Below are 15,389 nucleotides of genomic sequence, written 5' to 3' on the forward strand. Positions count from 1 at the left end.
CAGAGTCCACCGCGATGCCGGCGGGCCGGTGCGCGTTCAGACCGACAGGTCGACGCCCTTGGTCTCCTTCACCAGGGACACCCCGATGAGCGAGATCACCGATGCGACGGCGATGTAGACGCCGATCGTCCACGCCGCCTGGAACTGGTTCAACAGCGCCTCGGCGATCATCGGAGCGAACGCTCCGCCGAGGATGGCTCCGAGCGCATACCCGATCGAGACACCCGAGTACCGCACGTTCGCCGGGAACATCTCGGCGTACAGCGCCGCCTGCGGGCCGTAGGAGAGACCGAGTGCGAACGTCATCACGAAGAGCGCCACGAAATACCAGAGGATGTTCGCGGTGTCGATCAGGAACCACATCGGCACCGCCCACAGGGCGAGCGCGACGTAGCCGATCTGGAACGTGCGGATGCGACCGAGTCGATCGGAGAGGTGCCCGCCCCAGAGCGTGAAGATCAGCCAGCCGAACGAGGCGAGCGTCGTCGCCAGCAGCACCGGGGGACGATCCATGCCGAGCGCCGTGACCGCATAGGTGGCGAAGAACGCGATCAGCAGATACCCGGCGGCGTTGTTCGCGATGAAGATGACGGCGGTGAGGATGACCTGCTTGGTGTTCTGGCGGAACAGCCGGCCGAGCGGGGCGGAGGCCTCCTTGCGGCGACGCACCAGGTCCTCGAAGATCGGGCTCTCATCGACGGCGCGGCGGATGACGTAGCCGACCCCGATCAGCACGATCGACAGCAGGAACGGGATGCGCCAGCCCCACTCGAGGAACGCCTCGGGCGACATCGAGCTCGTGAGCACCCACAGTGTGAACGTCGCGAGGATCATGCCGACCGGCACGCCGATCTGCGGGAAGGCGCCGAACAGGCCTCGACGCCCGCGCGGGGCGTGTTCCACGGCCATCAGCGCCGCGCCGCCCCACTCGCCGCCCGCGGAGAAGCCCTGCAGGATGCGGAGCAGGATCAGCAGGATGGGAGCTGCGACCCCGATCGCGGCGTAGGTGGGGAGGACGCCGATCAGCGAGGTCGACAGTCCCATCATGATGAGCGTGAAGACGAGCATCTTCTTGCGGCCCAGCTTGTCGCCGAGGTGTCCCGCGACGATGGCGCCCAAGGGCCGGAAGAGGAAGGAGATGCCGATCGTGGCGAAGGAGAGCACCTGGGCGAAGCCCGGACTCTCCTCGGCGATCGGTGCGAGGAACAGGGGGGCGAGCACCAGTCCAGCGGCCTGGGCGTAGATGAAGAAGTCGTACCACTCGATCGAGGTTCCGACGAGGGTGCCGGCGAGTACCCGTCGCTCCTCGGCGGGCATCCGCGCCTTCTGGATGTCTTCGGACACTGCTGATGTCATGCGAACTCCGTTGTTCTGCGAGTCGAGCTCGACGGCCGGGTGCCGACGAGTATTCATGACCGAATGGTCGGTCAGTTAATCGCCGAGCGTATCGCATCGCGGGGCTCGCCGCGTCGGTGCGCCGGAAATCCGGCTCAGACCCTCCCGAACGCGCGCAGTGGATGTTCCACGAGCTCCGTCACTCGCCGGAGGAACCCCGCCGCGTACCCGCCGTCGCACACGCGGTGGTCGAACGCGAGCGAGAGCTGGGCGATGCGCCGCGCGACGATCGCGCCCTCCACGACCCACGGCCGCTCGATGATCCGGCCGATGCCGAGGATCGCGACGTCCGGGTGGTTGATGATCGCGGCCGAGCCGTCGACGCCGAGGCCGCCGTAGTTGTTGAGGGTGAAGGTCGAACCGCGCAGACGCTCCGGCGGCATCGATCCGGCTCTGGCCGTGGTGGCGAGCTCTCGCAGAGCGGTGTCCAGCTGCTCCACGGTCAGCGTGTGCGCGCGGGGCACGACCGGGACGAGCAGGCCGCGCTCGGTGTCGGCGGCGATTCCGAGGTTCACGCCGTCGAACGAGATCACCTCCTCGCCGTTCTCGCTGAGCCGCGAGGCCAGCACGGGGAAGTCCTCGAGCGCCAGCAGGACGAAGCGCGCGAGCAGAGCCGTCACCGACGGGGCTCTTCCTCCCTCCGGTGCCATCCGGGCGCGGAGGTCCCACAGCTCCGTCGCATCGACATCGACCCAGACCGTCGCCTCGGGGATCTCGGACCTGCTGCGGCTCAGCTTCGCGCTGACGGCTCGGCGCAGGGCGGACATCCGCTCGCGTGACACCACGCCCAACCCGTCCACGCTCTCGCCGGTCCCGGTGGCCGCGCGATGATGCGCTGCGGCACCGTCGACCGCGTTCTCGACGGCCGCCTGCAGCACATCGGCGCGTGTGATCGCCCCGTCCGGGCCCGTCGCGGTGATCGTGTGGACGTCGAGTCCCAGATCGCGTGCGAGTCGGCGCACGATCGGAGAGCGCACGGCGACGGGGCGGTGTGCGCTCGGGGGCGGGGCCACAGCGCTCTCGGGGGCGGGGGAGGGGGGAGCGGTGGCCCTGGCGGCGGCCGCGGCCGGGCGGCGGCGCCCCGTGGCTGCAGGTGCGGTGGTCCCGTAGCCGATCAGTACGTTCCCCGAGCCGGCGCGCTCCTCCTCGCGGTACGCCTCGTGCTCGATCTCCGACGGCGCGTCGCTCTGCGCTTCGCCCGAGGCGCTGGGCGGCTGCGGCGCGGCCGCCGGGTCGACGACTTCGAGCACCGGGGCACCGACCTCGATCGTGTCGCCGACAGTGCCGTGCAGGGCAGTCACGACGCCGGCGAACGGCGACGGCAACTCGACGACGCTCTTCGCCGTCTCCACCTCGGCGATGGGCTGGTCGGTGACGATCGTGTCGCCGACCGCGACGAGCCACTGCACCAGCCCCGCCTCGGTCAGCCCCTCGCCCAGGTCGGGAAGACGGAACACCTGACCGGTCCGCACGGCTTTCGTCGGCGTGCTCATGCCTCGTCCTCCCAGTGCAGCGTGTCGATCGCGTCGAGCACGCGGTCGACGTCGGGCAGATACCAGTGCTCGAACTTCGGAGGCGCATAGGGGGTGTCGAAGCCGGTGACCCGGCGCACGGGTGCCGCGAGGTACTCGAAGCAGCGCTCGAACACGCGCGCCTGGATCTCGGATGCGACGCTCACGTAGCCCGGGGCTTCGGCGATGACGACGGCCCTACCCGTGGACTTCACGGCCGCCGTGACCGTCGCGTCGTCGAACGGCGAGAGAGAGCGGACATCGACGACCTGCACGCTGCGTCCTTCCGCGGCGGCGACGTCGGCGACCTCCAGCGCGAGGGGGACCGAGGATCCGTAGGCGAGGAGCGTCACATCCGTGCCGTCCCGGGCGACACGGGCGGTGCCGAGCTCGACGGTCTGCGCGGTGTCGACCTCGCCCTTGGACCAGTACAGCTTCTTCGGCTCCAGGAAGATCACGGGGTCAGGGGAGGAGATGGCCGCACGCAGCAGCGAGTACGCATCCTGCGGCGTCGAGGGGCTGACGACCGTGAGGCCGGGGGTGTGCGCGTAGTACGCCTCGGAGGAATCGCAGTGGTGCTCGACGCCGCCGATGCCGCCGCCGAACGGGATGCGGATCACCAGGGGCATCCGCAAGCCGCCACGCGTGCGGTTCCCGAGCTTGGCGACGTGGCTGACGATCTGCTCGAATGCGGGTAGCGCGAAGGCGTCGAACTGCAACTCGACGACCGGCCGCAGGCCGTTCATCGCCATGCCGACGGCGGTGCCCACGATGCCGGATTCGGCGAGCGGGGTGTCGAAGCAGCGATCCTCGCCGAAGCGGTCAGTGAGGCCGTCGGTGATGCGGAAGACGCCGCCGAGCGCCCCCACGTCCTCGCCGAAGACCACGACGTCCGGATCGGACTCGATCGCATCGGCGAGAGCACGGTTGAGGGCAGCGGCCATCGTCATCGTGGCCGTCGTCCCGACGTCGTTTCGCGTCGTGGTGTCGTCCTGCGCGATGGTCATCGGTGATCTCCGTTCGTCGCGGTGCCAGCGTCGGCGAGTCGTGAACGTTCGATCTCGTCGCGCAGCAGGTGCCACTGCTCGTCCAGCTGCGACGAGCGGGTCGCGGTCACATGGCGGAACAGGTCTTCGGGATCGAGATCGGCGTCGGTGTTCAGAGCGGTGCGCATGGCTGCTGCGATCTCCTCCGCGCCGGCCGCGAAGCGCTCCTCGGCGTCCGCGTCGAGGTCGCCCGTGGCGGTGAGGTGCGCCCGCAACCGGGCGAGCGGGTCGCGGGCGACCCAGGCCTGCACTTCCTCGCGCTCGCGGTAGCGGGTGTCGTCGTCGGCATTGGTGTGCGCCTGCATCCGGTAGGTGTGGGCCTCGACCAGCGAGGGGCCTCCACCCGTGCGGGCGCGCTCCACGGCCTCGCCGAGCACGGCCAGCACGGCGGCGACGTCGTTGCCATCGACGCGCCGCCCCGGCATCCCGTAGCCGATCGCCTTGTGCGCGAGGGAAGGAGCGGCGGTCTGCCGCGAGAGCGGGACGGAGATGGCGAACTCGTTGTTCTGCACGAAGAACACGACGGGGACGTGGAAGACGGCCGCGAAGTTCATGGCTTCGTGGAAGTCGCCCTCGCTCGTCGCCCCGTCGCCGCAGAGGGCGAGCACCACCGTGTCCTCGCCGCGGTGCTTCGCAGCCTGCGCGAAGCCGACGGCGTGCAGGAGCTGGGTCGCCAACGGAGTCGCCTGGGGTGCGACTCGGTGGGCGCGGACGTCGTACCCCGAGTGCCAGTCGCCCTTGAGGAGCACCAGCGCGTCGGCGGGCTCGACACCGCGGGCGATGACGGCGACCGAATCGCGATACGTCGGGAAGAGCCAGTCGTCGTCCCCGAGGACCATCGCGGCGGCGACCTGGCATGCCTCCTGGCCCTGCGAGGAGGGATAGACGGCCAGACGGCCCTGGCGTACGAGCGCACCGGCCTGATCGTTGATCCGTCGTCCCTCGACGAGCCCCCGGTAGGCGGCCAGCAGCGTCTCGCCGTCGGGCATCCGGTACTGCGCGTCTGCGACGGGCGTGCCGTTCTCATCGATCAGTTGCACCGCGGTGTCTTGCGGGAGCAGGTCGGTGTGCTGCATTCGCTCGCCCTCCTTGCCGAACTCGTTGGAGAAAGCATGCCTCCGTGCGCGACAGTCATCCAAGATCATTCGTCGAATCCTGGATGAAAGCGCATCGAATGGTGCATTCTTGATCGAAGTGTCAGTATTCTCTGGCCGTCGGAAGGGGGGGCACATGATCACGTTGGACGACACGGATCGAGCGATCCTCGAGGAGCTGCGTCGCGACGCGCGCTCCTCGATGACCGCGATCGCGGACGCCGTGCACATCTCTCGCGCCGGCGCGCACGCGCGGATCAAACGCCTCACGGACGCCGGGGTCATCATCGGGTACGCGGTGCGCACCGACCCCGTCCTTCTCGGGCACCACGCGAGCGCGTACGTCACCCTCGCCATCGAGCAGGCGACCTGGCAGGCGGTGAGCGAACGGCTGCGCGCGATCCCGGAGATCGAGCACATGGCGTTGGTCGGCGGCGACTTCGACGTGATCCTGCTCGTGCGGGCGAACGACGCGCGCGACCTGCGCCGCATCGTGCTGGAGGACATCCAGGCGATCCCGTCGATCCGCTCGACCAGGACCACGCTGATCTTCGAGGACTACCCGCGCGCCTGAGTCCCGCCCCTGCCACCCCGCCCCGCCACCCCGCCCTGCCACCTGGAGTGAAGGAGAACTCACGTTTCGAAGGACCGCATTCGGTGGATGCTCTTTCGAGACGAGAGTTCTCCTTCGTCATGAGAGCCGCTCCGGGGCACGGCTTCCTTCGCACTCGGACATCTGCGGCGCGCTCCGCGACAAGTGCCGGGAGGAACGCCGGTCGAGAATGAGGGAACGACCAGCTTCTCGACCGTCGCTGGCCCGCGTCACGCTCGAAGGAGAGTCCCCGATGTCCGATTCCGCCGCTTCCGCAGCCGCCGCGCTGCTCGACCGCATCCAGGCACCGGAAGGCGCAGGCAGGGAGATCCCGGATGCCGCGACCAGGGAGGTCATCGGCCGCGCCCCTGTCGCCACCGTCGACGACCTCGATGCCGCGATCGCTCGTGCCAAGGCGGCCCAGCCGGCGTGGGAGGCGCTCGGTCACGAGGAGCGCAGTGCGCTGCTCCTCGCCGCGGCCGATGCCATCGACGCCAACGCCGAAGGTCTCGCCTACCTGCTCTCCCGGGAGCAGGGAAAGCCGCTCAACGGCCCGAACGCCCGCTTCGAGCTCGGCGCCTGCTCCGCCTGGCTGCGCACCAACGCGACCACCGCGCTCGAGCCGCAGGTGCTGGTGGACGACGAGACCCTGCATGCAGAGCTCGTGTACAAGGCGGCCGGCGTCGTCGGTGCCATCGGTCCGTGGAACTGGCCCCTCATGATCACCGTCTGGCAGATCGGACCTTCGCTGCGGATGGGCAACACCGTCGTGGCGAAGCCGAGCGAATACACGCCCCTGAGCGTGCTCGCGATGATCGCGGTGATGAACGAGGTGCTGCCCGCCGATGTCCTGATCGGTGTCTCCGGTGATCGCGAGGTCGGTGCCCGGCTCGCCTCACACCCCGACATCGCCAAGATCATGTTCACGGGCTCGACCGCCACCGGCCGCCGCATCATCGAGAGCTCCGCCGGCAACCTGGCGCGTCTGACGCTCGAACTCGGCGGCAACGACGCCGGCATCGTCCTCCCCGGCACCGACCCGGCGGCGATCGCGGAGGACCTCTTCTGGGGTGCGTTCATCAACACGGGGCAGACCTGTGCCGCGATGAAGCGTCTGTACGTGCACGACTCGGTCTACGACGAGGTCGTCGCAGCTCTCGCCGCCATCGCCGGATCCGTGCCGATGGGGAACGGCCTCGACGAGAACAACGTCCTCGGGCCGCTGCAGAACCGCGCACAGTTCGACATCGTCAGCCGCCTGGTCGAGGATGCGAAGAGCCGCGGTGCCCGTATCGTCACCGGCGGCGAGTCCGCCCCCGAGCTGGGCGAGCTCTTCTACCGCCCCACCATCGTCGCCGACATCGACAACGACGCGGCGCTCGTGCAGGAGGAGCAGTTCGGTCCCGCACTCCCGGTCATCCGCTACACCGACGTGGACGAGGCCTTCGCCTGGGCGAACTCGCTGGACGTGGGACTCGGCGCCTCGGTCTGGTCCAGCGACCCGGAGGCGGCGCGTGAGGCGGCCTCGCGCATGCAGTCCGGCACGGTCTGGATCAACTCGCACGGTGGACTGCACCCGATGGTGCCGTTCGGCGGGGTGAAGAGCTCGGGCTACGGGCTGGAGTTCGGCGTCGAGGGGCTCAAATCCGTCGCCGTGACCCAGGTCGTCTCGGGGCCGGGCCGGAAGGGCTGACCCGTGCGCTCTGCCATCGTCGTCGGAGCGGGGACCTCCGGAGCCATCGTCGCGCGTCGTCTCGCAGACGCCGGCGTCGCGGTGACCCTGGTCGAAGCCGGCGGGTACGACACGAACCCGGCCATCCACGACCCTTCTCGGGCAGGGGAGCTGTGGCACTCCGCCGAGGACTGGGACTACTACACCGTCCCCCAGGAACACGCGGGCGGCCGCCGACTGCACCTGCCGCGCGGCAAGGTCACCGGCGGATCGCACGCCTTGAACGCGATGATCTGGGTGCGCGGGGCGGCGTCCGACTACGACGCCTGGGAACGCAGCGGTGCGACCGGCTGGAGCTGGGCCGACGTCGAACCCGTCTACGACGCGATCGAGAACGACCTGCTCCCTGTGACCGACGACTATGCGCTGTCGCCCATCCAGGCCTCCATCATCGACGCCGCGGTGCAGGAAGGGCTCCCGCACAACCCAAACTACAACGGCGGGACGCTCGACGGGGTCTCGCAGGAGCAGGTGACCATGCGCGACGGGCGCCGGGTCAACACCTGGACGGCCTATGCGCAGCCCGTCGCCGATCGGATGACGATCCTCACCGGCCGCGAGGTGCACTCGGTGATCGTCCGCGACGGCAGGGCGGTCGGTGTGCAGCTGGGGGAGGGGGACGCTTCCGAGGAGGTCCTCGCCGATGAGGTGGTCCTCGCGGCCGGTGCGATCGGCTCGCCCGTGATCCTGCTGCGTTCGGGGATCGGTCCAGCGGCCGACCTCACCGCGCTCGGGATTCCGGTCGTGCAGGACTCGCCCGGAGTCGGACGGAACCTGCACGACCATCTGCTGTCACCGGTGATCTTCACGACGGGGCGTCCGGTCGGGCCCCCGCAGCCAGGGGTGTCCGTCACCCAGACCCACCTCTTCTGGCGCAGTCGCGACGATCTCGCCGAGCCCGACACGCAGCCGATCCACTTCTCCGTCCCGATGTGGGGGGAGCTCGAACCGCGGGGCGATGACGGGTTCACGCTGATGGCGGGGCTGGTGACACCGCACAGCCGTGGTGCCCTCCGGCTCACCGGCCCCGGACTCGCCGATCTGCCGGACATCGATCTGGCGGCGCTGGAGGATGAGCGCGATGTGGCGTCCCTCGCCGCCTCCGTGCGTCAGGCACGCCGGATCGGAGCGCGCCCCGCGCTCGCCGAGGACTGGGGCGCGGTCGAGGTCTACCCCGGTCCCGAGGTGTCGGACGACGGTGTCGAGGACTGGGTGCGACGCACCGCGATCACCTACCACCACCAGGTCGGCACGTGTCGCATGGGGACCGATGCCGAGGCCGTGGTCGATCCGCAGTTGCGCGTCCACGGCGTCGCGGGATTGCGCGTGATCGATGCGTCGGTCATGCCGACCGTGCCCACCGGCAACACCAACGCCCCCGCCGCGATGATCGGAGAGCGCGGCGCTCACTTCCTCCTGGAGGGCTGAGGGCGATGTCGAGACCCCCGTTCGTCGTCGAGACCCCCGGTCGCGGTCGTCCGCACCACGGGGTGCCGACGATGAGCGGGGGCGTCGACCGCTCAGCTCGAGTGCGGCACAGCCGGGCGGCGGAGGGTGGTCAGCAGGGCGTCGAGTCCGTCGTTCAGCCGGCCGTCGCCCGCCGAGTCCGGCATCAGCACCGAGACCATCTGCCAGCCCGCATTGCGCGCGGCGATCTCGTTGACCGCGGTCTCGATGTCGATGTCGTCGGCGAGCTCGCCGTCGTCACGCGCCTCCGCCAGACACTGACGGAACAGGTCGCGCCAGTGCAGGTTGTTCACCCGGTGGATGCGGGTGACCTCGTCATCCTGCGATGCGTGGTCCCAGAAGGCGATCACCACCTTGGCGTACAGCGGGCCGTTCGGGCTGTAGGGGAGGATCTCGCGGCACATCCGCTCGAGCGCCTCCAGTCCGCGCACGCCTTCGATGCGGGCGTGGATGCGGTCGTTCGCGAGCGTGTACAGGCGCAGGAACGCGGCGGTGAGGATGCTCCTCTTGTCGGGGAAGTATCGCGCGATCGCGCCGTGGGCATAGCCCGCTTCCGTGGCGATCTCCCGCATCGTGAGGCTGTCGAACCCCACCCGGATGATCACCTGCGTCGCAGCGTCCGCGATGTGCGTGCGCCGCTCCTCATGGTCGACGATCTTCGGCATGCTGTTTCCCCCTCGCAACTCACACTATCCGCTTGCCATTTTTAGTCACCAACTGGTGACTAATGTAACCCGATCGTGATCAATCAAAAGCAAAGCAAGACTACGATCTTTAAAATCACCAACTGGTGACTAACTCGCAGAGGAATTCTCATGAACGTCACACGTCTCGCACGTCGGGCATCCGGAGTCGCCGTGGCGGCCGGCGTGCTCGCTCTCGCCGCCTGCACGTCTGCACCCGCCTCCTCGCCCTCGGGCGGCGACGGAGAGCTGACGACGCTCAAAGTGGCGACGATCGGCCTCGTCTCCGACGGCGCCCTGATCGTCGGCCAGGAGCAGGGGTTCTTCGAGGAGGAGGGGATCGCACTCGAGACCTCGGTCGTGGCGAATCCGCCTGCCGGCCTCGCGGCGGCCCAGAGCGGACAGGTCGATGTGGCGTATGCGCCGAGCATCCCGCTGCTCAACGCGCTCTCCAGCGGCGTCCCGTTGAAGGTCATCGCCCCCGCAGACGGTTTCGTGGGCGGGGCCGCGGAGGGGGAGGACCCCGCCTCGATCGATGACACCGGACTGTATGCGTCCGCCGCGAGCGGCATCACCTCCGTCGCCGATCTGGAAGGCGCGACCATCGCGGTGCCCGCGCGCAAGGCGCAGCTCGAGGTCGTCATCTCCGACACGCTCGATCGCGAAGGCGTCGACCCCGCCTCGGTCGAGTGGGTCGTGCTCGACTTCACCTCGGCCGTGGCCGCGCTCCAGAGCGGGAACGTGGATGCGGCGGGTCTGGTCAGCCCGTTCACGGGCGAGGCGGACGCCGCCGGAGCCGTCTTCCTCGCCGCCCCGTCGGTCGGATTCTTCGAAGAAGGTGCCGTCGGACTCTGGACCGCGGGTGACAGCACGATCGCCGCGAAGGCGGATGCGATCGCCGGGTTCCAGCGTGCGGTGGCGAAGAGCAACGCCTATGCGAACGAGCACCCGGAAGAAGCGATCCAGGCCGGCATCGACGCCACCGGCTCGACCCTGAGCGTCGACGACGTGAAGCTGCCCTTCTGGCCCGCCGAGGTCGCATCGATCGACCTCGACCGGGTCAACGAGAAGCTCGTCGCCCTCGGCTACCTGCCTGCGCCGGTCGATCTCGAAGGCGTCATCGTCGGCGTGGAGTGAACACCATGATCCGTTCCACGCTCCTTCCTCCGCTGATCGGGGCCGTCGGCGTCCTCTCGGCGCTGGCCCTCTGGGAGTGGTCGGCGACGACGGGGCCGCTCGCAGGGTCACCGCTCCCCGCGGCGACCGAGGCGATCGGTGCGGCCGTGCGCCTGCTCGGGACCTCGGCCACCTGGACAGCCGTCGGCGACACCCTGACGATGGCATTGACCGGGCTGCTGCTCGCCATCGTCATCGGTGTCGTGCTCGGGGTCGCCATCGGCACCTCCCCGCTGGCGATGCACGCGACCCGCGTGCCGCTGGAGTTCCTCAAGCCCATCCCGCCGATCGTCATCCTGCCGATCGTCGTGCTGGTACTCGGCCCGACGCAGGCCATGGGGATCTTCCTGGTGTTCTTCGGGTGCTTCATCGCGATCGCCGTCCAGGCCTCCGCCGGCGTCTTCGACACCGACCCCGTCGCACGGGCGACGGGGCGGTCCTACGGCATGGGACGCGCCGAGATCCTGGGGCGCATCGTGCTGCCGAGTGCACTGCCCTACATCGGCACCGCGATCCGCGTCGCCGCGCCGACCTCGCTCGTCGTCGCCGTCGTCGCGGGACTCCTCGGCGGCGGCCCCGGACTCGGACAGAGCCTGCTGCTCTCGCAGATCTCCGGCAACCAGGCCCAGCTCTTCGCCTACGTGCTCATCCTCGGCACGCTCGGCCTGGTCGTCCAGGGGCTCAGCCAGTGGGGCGAGCGGCGACTGCTGCACTGGCATCCGCAATACCGGAAGCAGGTCCTCTGATGACGCTCACCACCTCGATCCAGACCCCTGCACGTCTCGCGCGCCGCCGCGGGCAGGGCACGCTTCCCCGCGGCGTCCTCGTGGGGGCAGAGATCGCCGTCCCCGTCCTGCTGCTGGCGCTGTGGTGGTTCGTCTCCGCCGCGTCCACCAACGCCTTCTTCCCGCCGCTCCAGGTGATCCTGCAGCGGCTGTGGCAGCTGGTGCAGACACCCGCCTTCCTGGTGGACGTCGCCTCCTCGGTCGGGAACCTCGTGGTCTCCTTCCTGCTGGCGACCGTGATCGGTGTCCTGCTCGGTCTGGTGCTCGGCCTCATCCGTCCGCTGAGCTGGCTGGTGGAGCCGACCATCCACTTCTTCCGCGCGATTCCGCCCGTGGCGCTCGTGCCGATCTTCGTGTCGCTCATCGGATTCGGCAACGAGACGCGGATCCTGTCGATCACCCTCGCCGCCGTCTTCCCCATCCTCATCTCGACGATCGACGGTGTGCGCGCCGGCGAGCCGACGCTCGAGATGGTGAGCCGCGTCTATCGGCTGAGCGGCCCGGAGCGGCTGTTCTCCGTGGTGCTGCCGTCTGCGAGCCCGCGCATCCTCTCCGGGATGCAGGTCAGTCTCATCACCGCGTTCGTGGTCATGATCGCCAGCGAGATGCTGGGATCCTCCACCGGGCTCGGCGCCGCGACCCTGCTCGCCCAGCAGTCCTTCGCGATCCCCGACATGTGGGCGGGCATCCTCGTCCTCGGGGTCATCGGCTATGCGGCCACCGCCGTGTTCACCCTCTTCCGGCGCCGCGTGCTGCGCTGGTACATCGCCTCCCAGCAACAGGAGAAGAACGCATGACCACCATCGAACAGGCCCCCGTCCGCCTCAGCGTGCGCGGCCTCGCGAAGTCCTACCCGACGAAGAACGGCCTCGTCCCCGTGATCGCCGACCTCACCTTCGATGTCCGCGTCGGGGAGGTGTGCTGCATCGTCGGGCCATCCGGCATCGGCAAGACCACGTTGCTGAAGTGCCTCACCGGGCTGCAGAGCATCACCGCGGGCAGCGCTGCGATCGACGGGAATGTCATCGAGGGACCGCCCGAGGAGATGGCTCTCGTGTTCCAGGAGTACACCCGGTCGCTGATGCCCTGGCTCACGGTCGAGAAGAACGTGCGGTTGCCGCTCAAGCACCTGCGCCTGTCCGCTGCGGAACGCGAGGAGCGGGTGGCGTCGGCACTCACCGCCGTCGGGCTCGCGGGAGCCGAGTCCAAGTTCCCGTGGCAGCTGTCCGGCGGGATGCAGCAGCGCGTGGCGATAGCGCGCGCGATCGCCTATCGGCCCGAGGTGCTCGTGATGGACGAGCCCTTCGCGTCGGTCGATGCGCAGACCCGGTTCGAGCTGGAGGACCTCTGCCTGCGCATCCGCGAGCAGTTCGGCATGACGATCGTGGTCGTGACGCACGACATCGACGAGGCGGTGTACCTGTCGGACCGGGTCGTGGTGCTCGGGGAGCGTCCGGCGAAGGTGACCGAGATCGTCGAGATCGACTTCGGGGCGCCGCGGGACCAGCTGACCACGCGTGCGCTCCCGGCGTTCGCGGAGCTGCGCACCGAGATCTTCGGGCTGATCCGGAAGGCGGGCTAGATGTCGATGCCGATGGATGCGCGCGGCTATGAGCACTTCGCGGGGCACGCCGCGGAGTTCACCTCCGATTCCGAGCCCTGGTGGCCGCAGCCGCAGCGCCCGGGCGCGAAGGCCCCCAACGTGATCGTGATGCTGATCGACGATCTCGGTTTCAGTGACCTCGGACCGTTCGGCAGCGAGATCGAGACGCCGCGCATCGACGGCCTCGCCGACGACGGGTGGGTGTTCACCAACTACCGCACCGCGCCGATGTGCTCGCCCGCGAGGGCGGCGCTGCTCACCGGACTGAATCCGCACCGGGCGGGCTTCGGCTTCGTCGCGCACATCGACCCCGGCTATCCGGGGTTCAGCTGCGAGCTCCCGGAGGACGCCCCGACCCTGGCGGAGTCGCTGCGTGCCGGGGGCTACGCGACGTTCATGGTCGGGAAGTGGCACCTCACGCTCGAATCGCGCCTTCACGACGGTGCCGACCGCAGCACCTGGCCGCTGCAGCGCGGATTCGATCGGTACTTCGGGAGCATGGACGGCTTCACGTCGCTGCACCATCCGCATCGTCTGGTGCAGGACAACTCGGTCGTCGACCTCCGCGAGTACCCCGAGGGTTTCTTCCTCACCGACGAGCTGACGGACCGTGCCATCGGCATGATCGACGACCTGCGGGTGAACGATCCGGACAAACCGTTCTTCCTGTACTACGCGCACACCGCCGTGCATGGGCCGATTCAGGCGAAGGACGTCGATATCGAGAAGTACCGAGGCCGCTACGAGGCCGGATGGAACGTCCTGCGGGCCGAGCGGTTCGCCCGTCAACGCGAGCGCGGCATCGTCCCCGACCACGCGGAGCTCCCCGGGGACGCGATCGCCGACGGCGACCAGATCCCCGCGTGGGATGACCTCTCCGCCGAGGAGAGACGGCTGTTCGCGCGACACATGGAGGTCTACGCCGCGGCCGTGGACGAGATCGATCAGAGTGTGGGGCGACTGCTCGATCGGCTCGACCGCAGCGGCGAGCGCGGGAACACGATCGTCGTGATCGCCAGCGACAACGGCGGGACGGCCGAGGGCGGACCGACCGGCACGCGGAGCTACTTCGCCCAGTTCGGCGCGCACGGTGCGATGCCCGAGGGGTGGATCACCGACGTGCCGCGCCCGGTGGAGGACCTCGGTGGTCCGCAGGTGTTCGGTCAGTACCCGACCGGATGGGCGCGGGTCTCGAACACGCCGTTCCGCTCGTTCAAGGCCACGACGTACGAAGGCGGCGTCCACGCCCCGCTGATCATCTCGTGGCCGGACGCCCCGATGGCGGGAGGCCTTCGCGACCAGTTCGTCTTCGTCTCGGACCTCGCACCGACCCTCCTGGAACTGTGCGGTGTGCCGGCCCTGGCTCAGCGGCGCGGGCGTCCGGCGCTCGAGATGGACGGCGGGAGCGTCGTCGACGTGCTCGCCCGCCCCACGGCGCCGGGCCGCGAGGCCCAGTACTTCGAGTGCGTCGGGCGACGGGCGCTCGTCGATGGACGGTGGAAGGCCCTCTCGACCGTTCCTCCGACGAAGGACGAGGGCCCCGCGGGTGGCGTCTGGGAGCTCTACGACCTTGCGGCCGACCCCACCGAGACCGAGGACGTCGCCGCCGATCACCCGGAACGCGTCGCGGCGATGGCGGCGCGCTGGCAGGCGGAGGCCTGGCGCAACACCGTGTTCCCCCTCGACGATGAAGGTGCGCTGTTCCGCCTGCGACCCGACACCGAGGAACCGTTCTCCGCGGCGATCGACCTGGTGCCCTTCCGTCCTCCGCTGGAGCGGTTCCGTTCGGCGAAGCTCACCGTACTGCGCTCGTTCGCGGTCGAGGTCGATCTCACGACGGAGACCGACGTGGCGGGGGTGATCGTGGCCCACGGGGATCAGGGCGGAGGCTATCTGCTGGCGATCGACCGCGGGGCGCCCCTCGTCGTCTACAACGCCTACGGCGCGATGCACCGTGCCCGCGGGGCGCAGCTGTCGCCGGGGGAGCACCGGCTCGTGCTGCGTGTCGACGAGCACCCCGGGCTGCGCTGGCGACTGACGGTCGAGGTGGACGGGGAACGCGTGGCGGCGATCGGCAGCGTGCCGATGCTCATCGGCATGTCCCCGTTCACGGGCATCAGCGTGGGCTACGACTTCGGCGGACCCGTCGACTGGGAGCTGCACGAGCAGCATCGCACGTTCCCGTTCCGGGGCGGTGGACTGCACCGCGTGCGCTACCTCCCCGGTGCGCGCTCGCCTCAGGACCCGACGGTGTTGCGCGCGGTCGGACGGGCGGTCCTGGCGGTCGCCGACTGATCCGGTGAGC

The 15,389-nt window shown here is 69.5% G+C and carries 13 protein-coding genes; 8 read left to right on the top strand and 5 right to left on the bottom strand.

Features of this window, described 5'->3' with window-relative positions:
• Window positions 1–36: 36 nt before the first annotated feature.
• From LC041_RS06865 to LC041_RS06880, 4 genes are all read right to left on the bottom strand, one after another.
• Entirely contained in the window at window positions 37–1,356 is a 1,320-nt protein-coding gene (locus LC041_RS06865; RefSeq protein WP_226532316.1) for an MFS transporter, read from the bottom strand.
• A gap of 134 nt (window positions 1,357–1,490) precedes the next feature.
• Window positions 1,491–2,888, bottom strand: a complete 1,398-nt coding sequence (locus LC041_RS06870; protein ID WP_226532317.1) for a dihydrolipoamide acetyltransferase family protein — start codon at window positions 2,886–2,888, stop codon at window positions 1,491–1,493.
• Window positions 2,885–3,913: an alpha-ketoacid dehydrogenase subunit beta gene (locus LC041_RS06875; protein ID WP_226532318.1), complete on the bottom strand. Its 1,029-nt coding sequence runs from the start codon at window positions 3,911–3,913 to the stop codon at window positions 2,885–2,887. Before LC041_RS06875 ends, LC041_RS06870 begins: the two co-directional genes overlap by 4 nt.
• On the bottom strand, window positions 3,910–5,028 hold the full coding sequence (locus tag LC041_RS06880) for a thiamine pyrophosphate-dependent enzyme (protein WP_226532319.1): 1,119 nt from the start codon (window positions 5,026–5,028) through the stop codon (window positions 3,910–3,912). Before LC041_RS06880 ends, LC041_RS06875 begins: the two co-directional genes overlap by 4 nt.
• Window positions 5,029–5,182: 154 nt before the next feature.
• On the opposite strand from LC041_RS06880, the gene LC041_RS06885 reads away from it, so the two are divergent.
• The 3 genes from LC041_RS06885 to LC041_RS06895 all read left to right on the top strand — a co-directional run bounded on the left by LC041_RS06885 (window position 5,183) and on the right by LC041_RS06895 (window position 8,798).
• The gene (locus LC041_RS06885; protein WP_226532321.1) at window positions 5,183–5,620 is read left to right on the top strand and encodes an Lrp/AsnC family transcriptional regulator; all 438 of its coding nucleotides are present in this window, start codon (window positions 5,183–5,185) and stop codon (window positions 5,618–5,620) included.
• 271 nt (window positions 5,621–5,891) lie between these two features.
• Complete coding sequence (locus LC041_RS06890) at window positions 5,892–7,331, top strand: aldehyde dehydrogenase family protein (protein ID WP_226532323.1); 1,440 nt, start codon at window positions 5,892–5,894, stop codon at window positions 7,329–7,331.
• Window positions 7,332–7,334: 3 nt separating this feature from the next.
• Window positions 7,335–8,798, top strand: a complete 1,464-nt coding sequence (locus tag LC041_RS06895; RefSeq protein ID WP_226532325.1) for a GMC family oxidoreductase — start codon at window positions 7,335–7,337, stop codon at window positions 8,796–8,798.
• Between the two features lie 92 nt (window positions 8,799–8,890).
• Here the strand turns inward: LC041_RS06895 and LC041_RS06900 are convergent, their stop codons facing one another.
• Window positions 8,891–9,502 carry a TetR/AcrR family transcriptional regulator gene (locus tag LC041_RS06900; RefSeq protein WP_226532326.1) on the bottom strand — a complete coding sequence of 204 codons (612 nt, stop codon included), beginning with the start codon at window positions 9,500–9,502 and terminating at the stop codon, window positions 8,891–8,893.
• A gap of 150 nt (window positions 9,503–9,652) precedes the next feature.
• On the opposite strand from LC041_RS06900, the gene LC041_RS06905 reads away from it, so the two are divergent.
• Genes LC041_RS06905 through LC041_RS06925 form a run of 5 tightly spaced genes read left to right on the top strand, consistent with a single transcriptional unit; the run spans window position 9,653 to window position 15,379 of the window.
• Window positions 9,653–10,657 (top strand): ABC transporter substrate-binding protein, encoded by a 1,005-nt coding sequence (locus LC041_RS06905; RefSeq protein ID WP_226532327.1) that lies wholly within the window; start codon window positions 9,653–9,655, stop codon window positions 10,655–10,657.
• Window positions 10,658–10,662: 5 nt separating this feature from the next.
• Entirely contained in the window at window positions 10,663–11,442 is a 780-nt protein-coding gene (locus LC041_RS06910) for an ABC transporter permease (protein ID WP_226532328.1), read from the top strand.
• Window positions 11,442–12,278 (top strand): ABC transporter permease, encoded by an 837-nt coding sequence (locus tag LC041_RS06915; protein WP_226532329.1) that lies wholly within the window; start codon window positions 11,442–11,444, stop codon window positions 12,276–12,278. Before LC041_RS06910 ends, LC041_RS06915 begins: the two co-directional genes overlap by 1 nt.
• Complete coding sequence (locus tag LC041_RS06920) at window positions 12,275–13,063, top strand: ABC transporter ATP-binding protein (RefSeq protein ID WP_226532330.1); 789 nt, start codon at window positions 12,275–12,277, stop codon at window positions 13,061–13,063. The genes LC041_RS06915 and LC041_RS06920 overlap by 4 nt, the downstream gene beginning before the upstream one ends.
• The gene (locus LC041_RS06925) at window positions 13,064–15,379 is read left to right on the top strand and encodes an arylsulfatase (RefSeq protein WP_226532331.1); all 2,316 of its coding nucleotides are present in this window, start codon (window positions 13,064–13,066) and stop codon (window positions 15,377–15,379) included.
• Window positions 15,380–15,389 lie beyond the last annotated feature (10 nt).

This window comes from Microbacterium paraoxydans, from assembly GCF_020524545.1.
Taxonomy (GTDB): domain Bacteria; phylum Actinomycetota; class Actinomycetes; order Actinomycetales; family Microbacteriaceae; genus Microbacterium; species Microbacterium paraoxydans_C.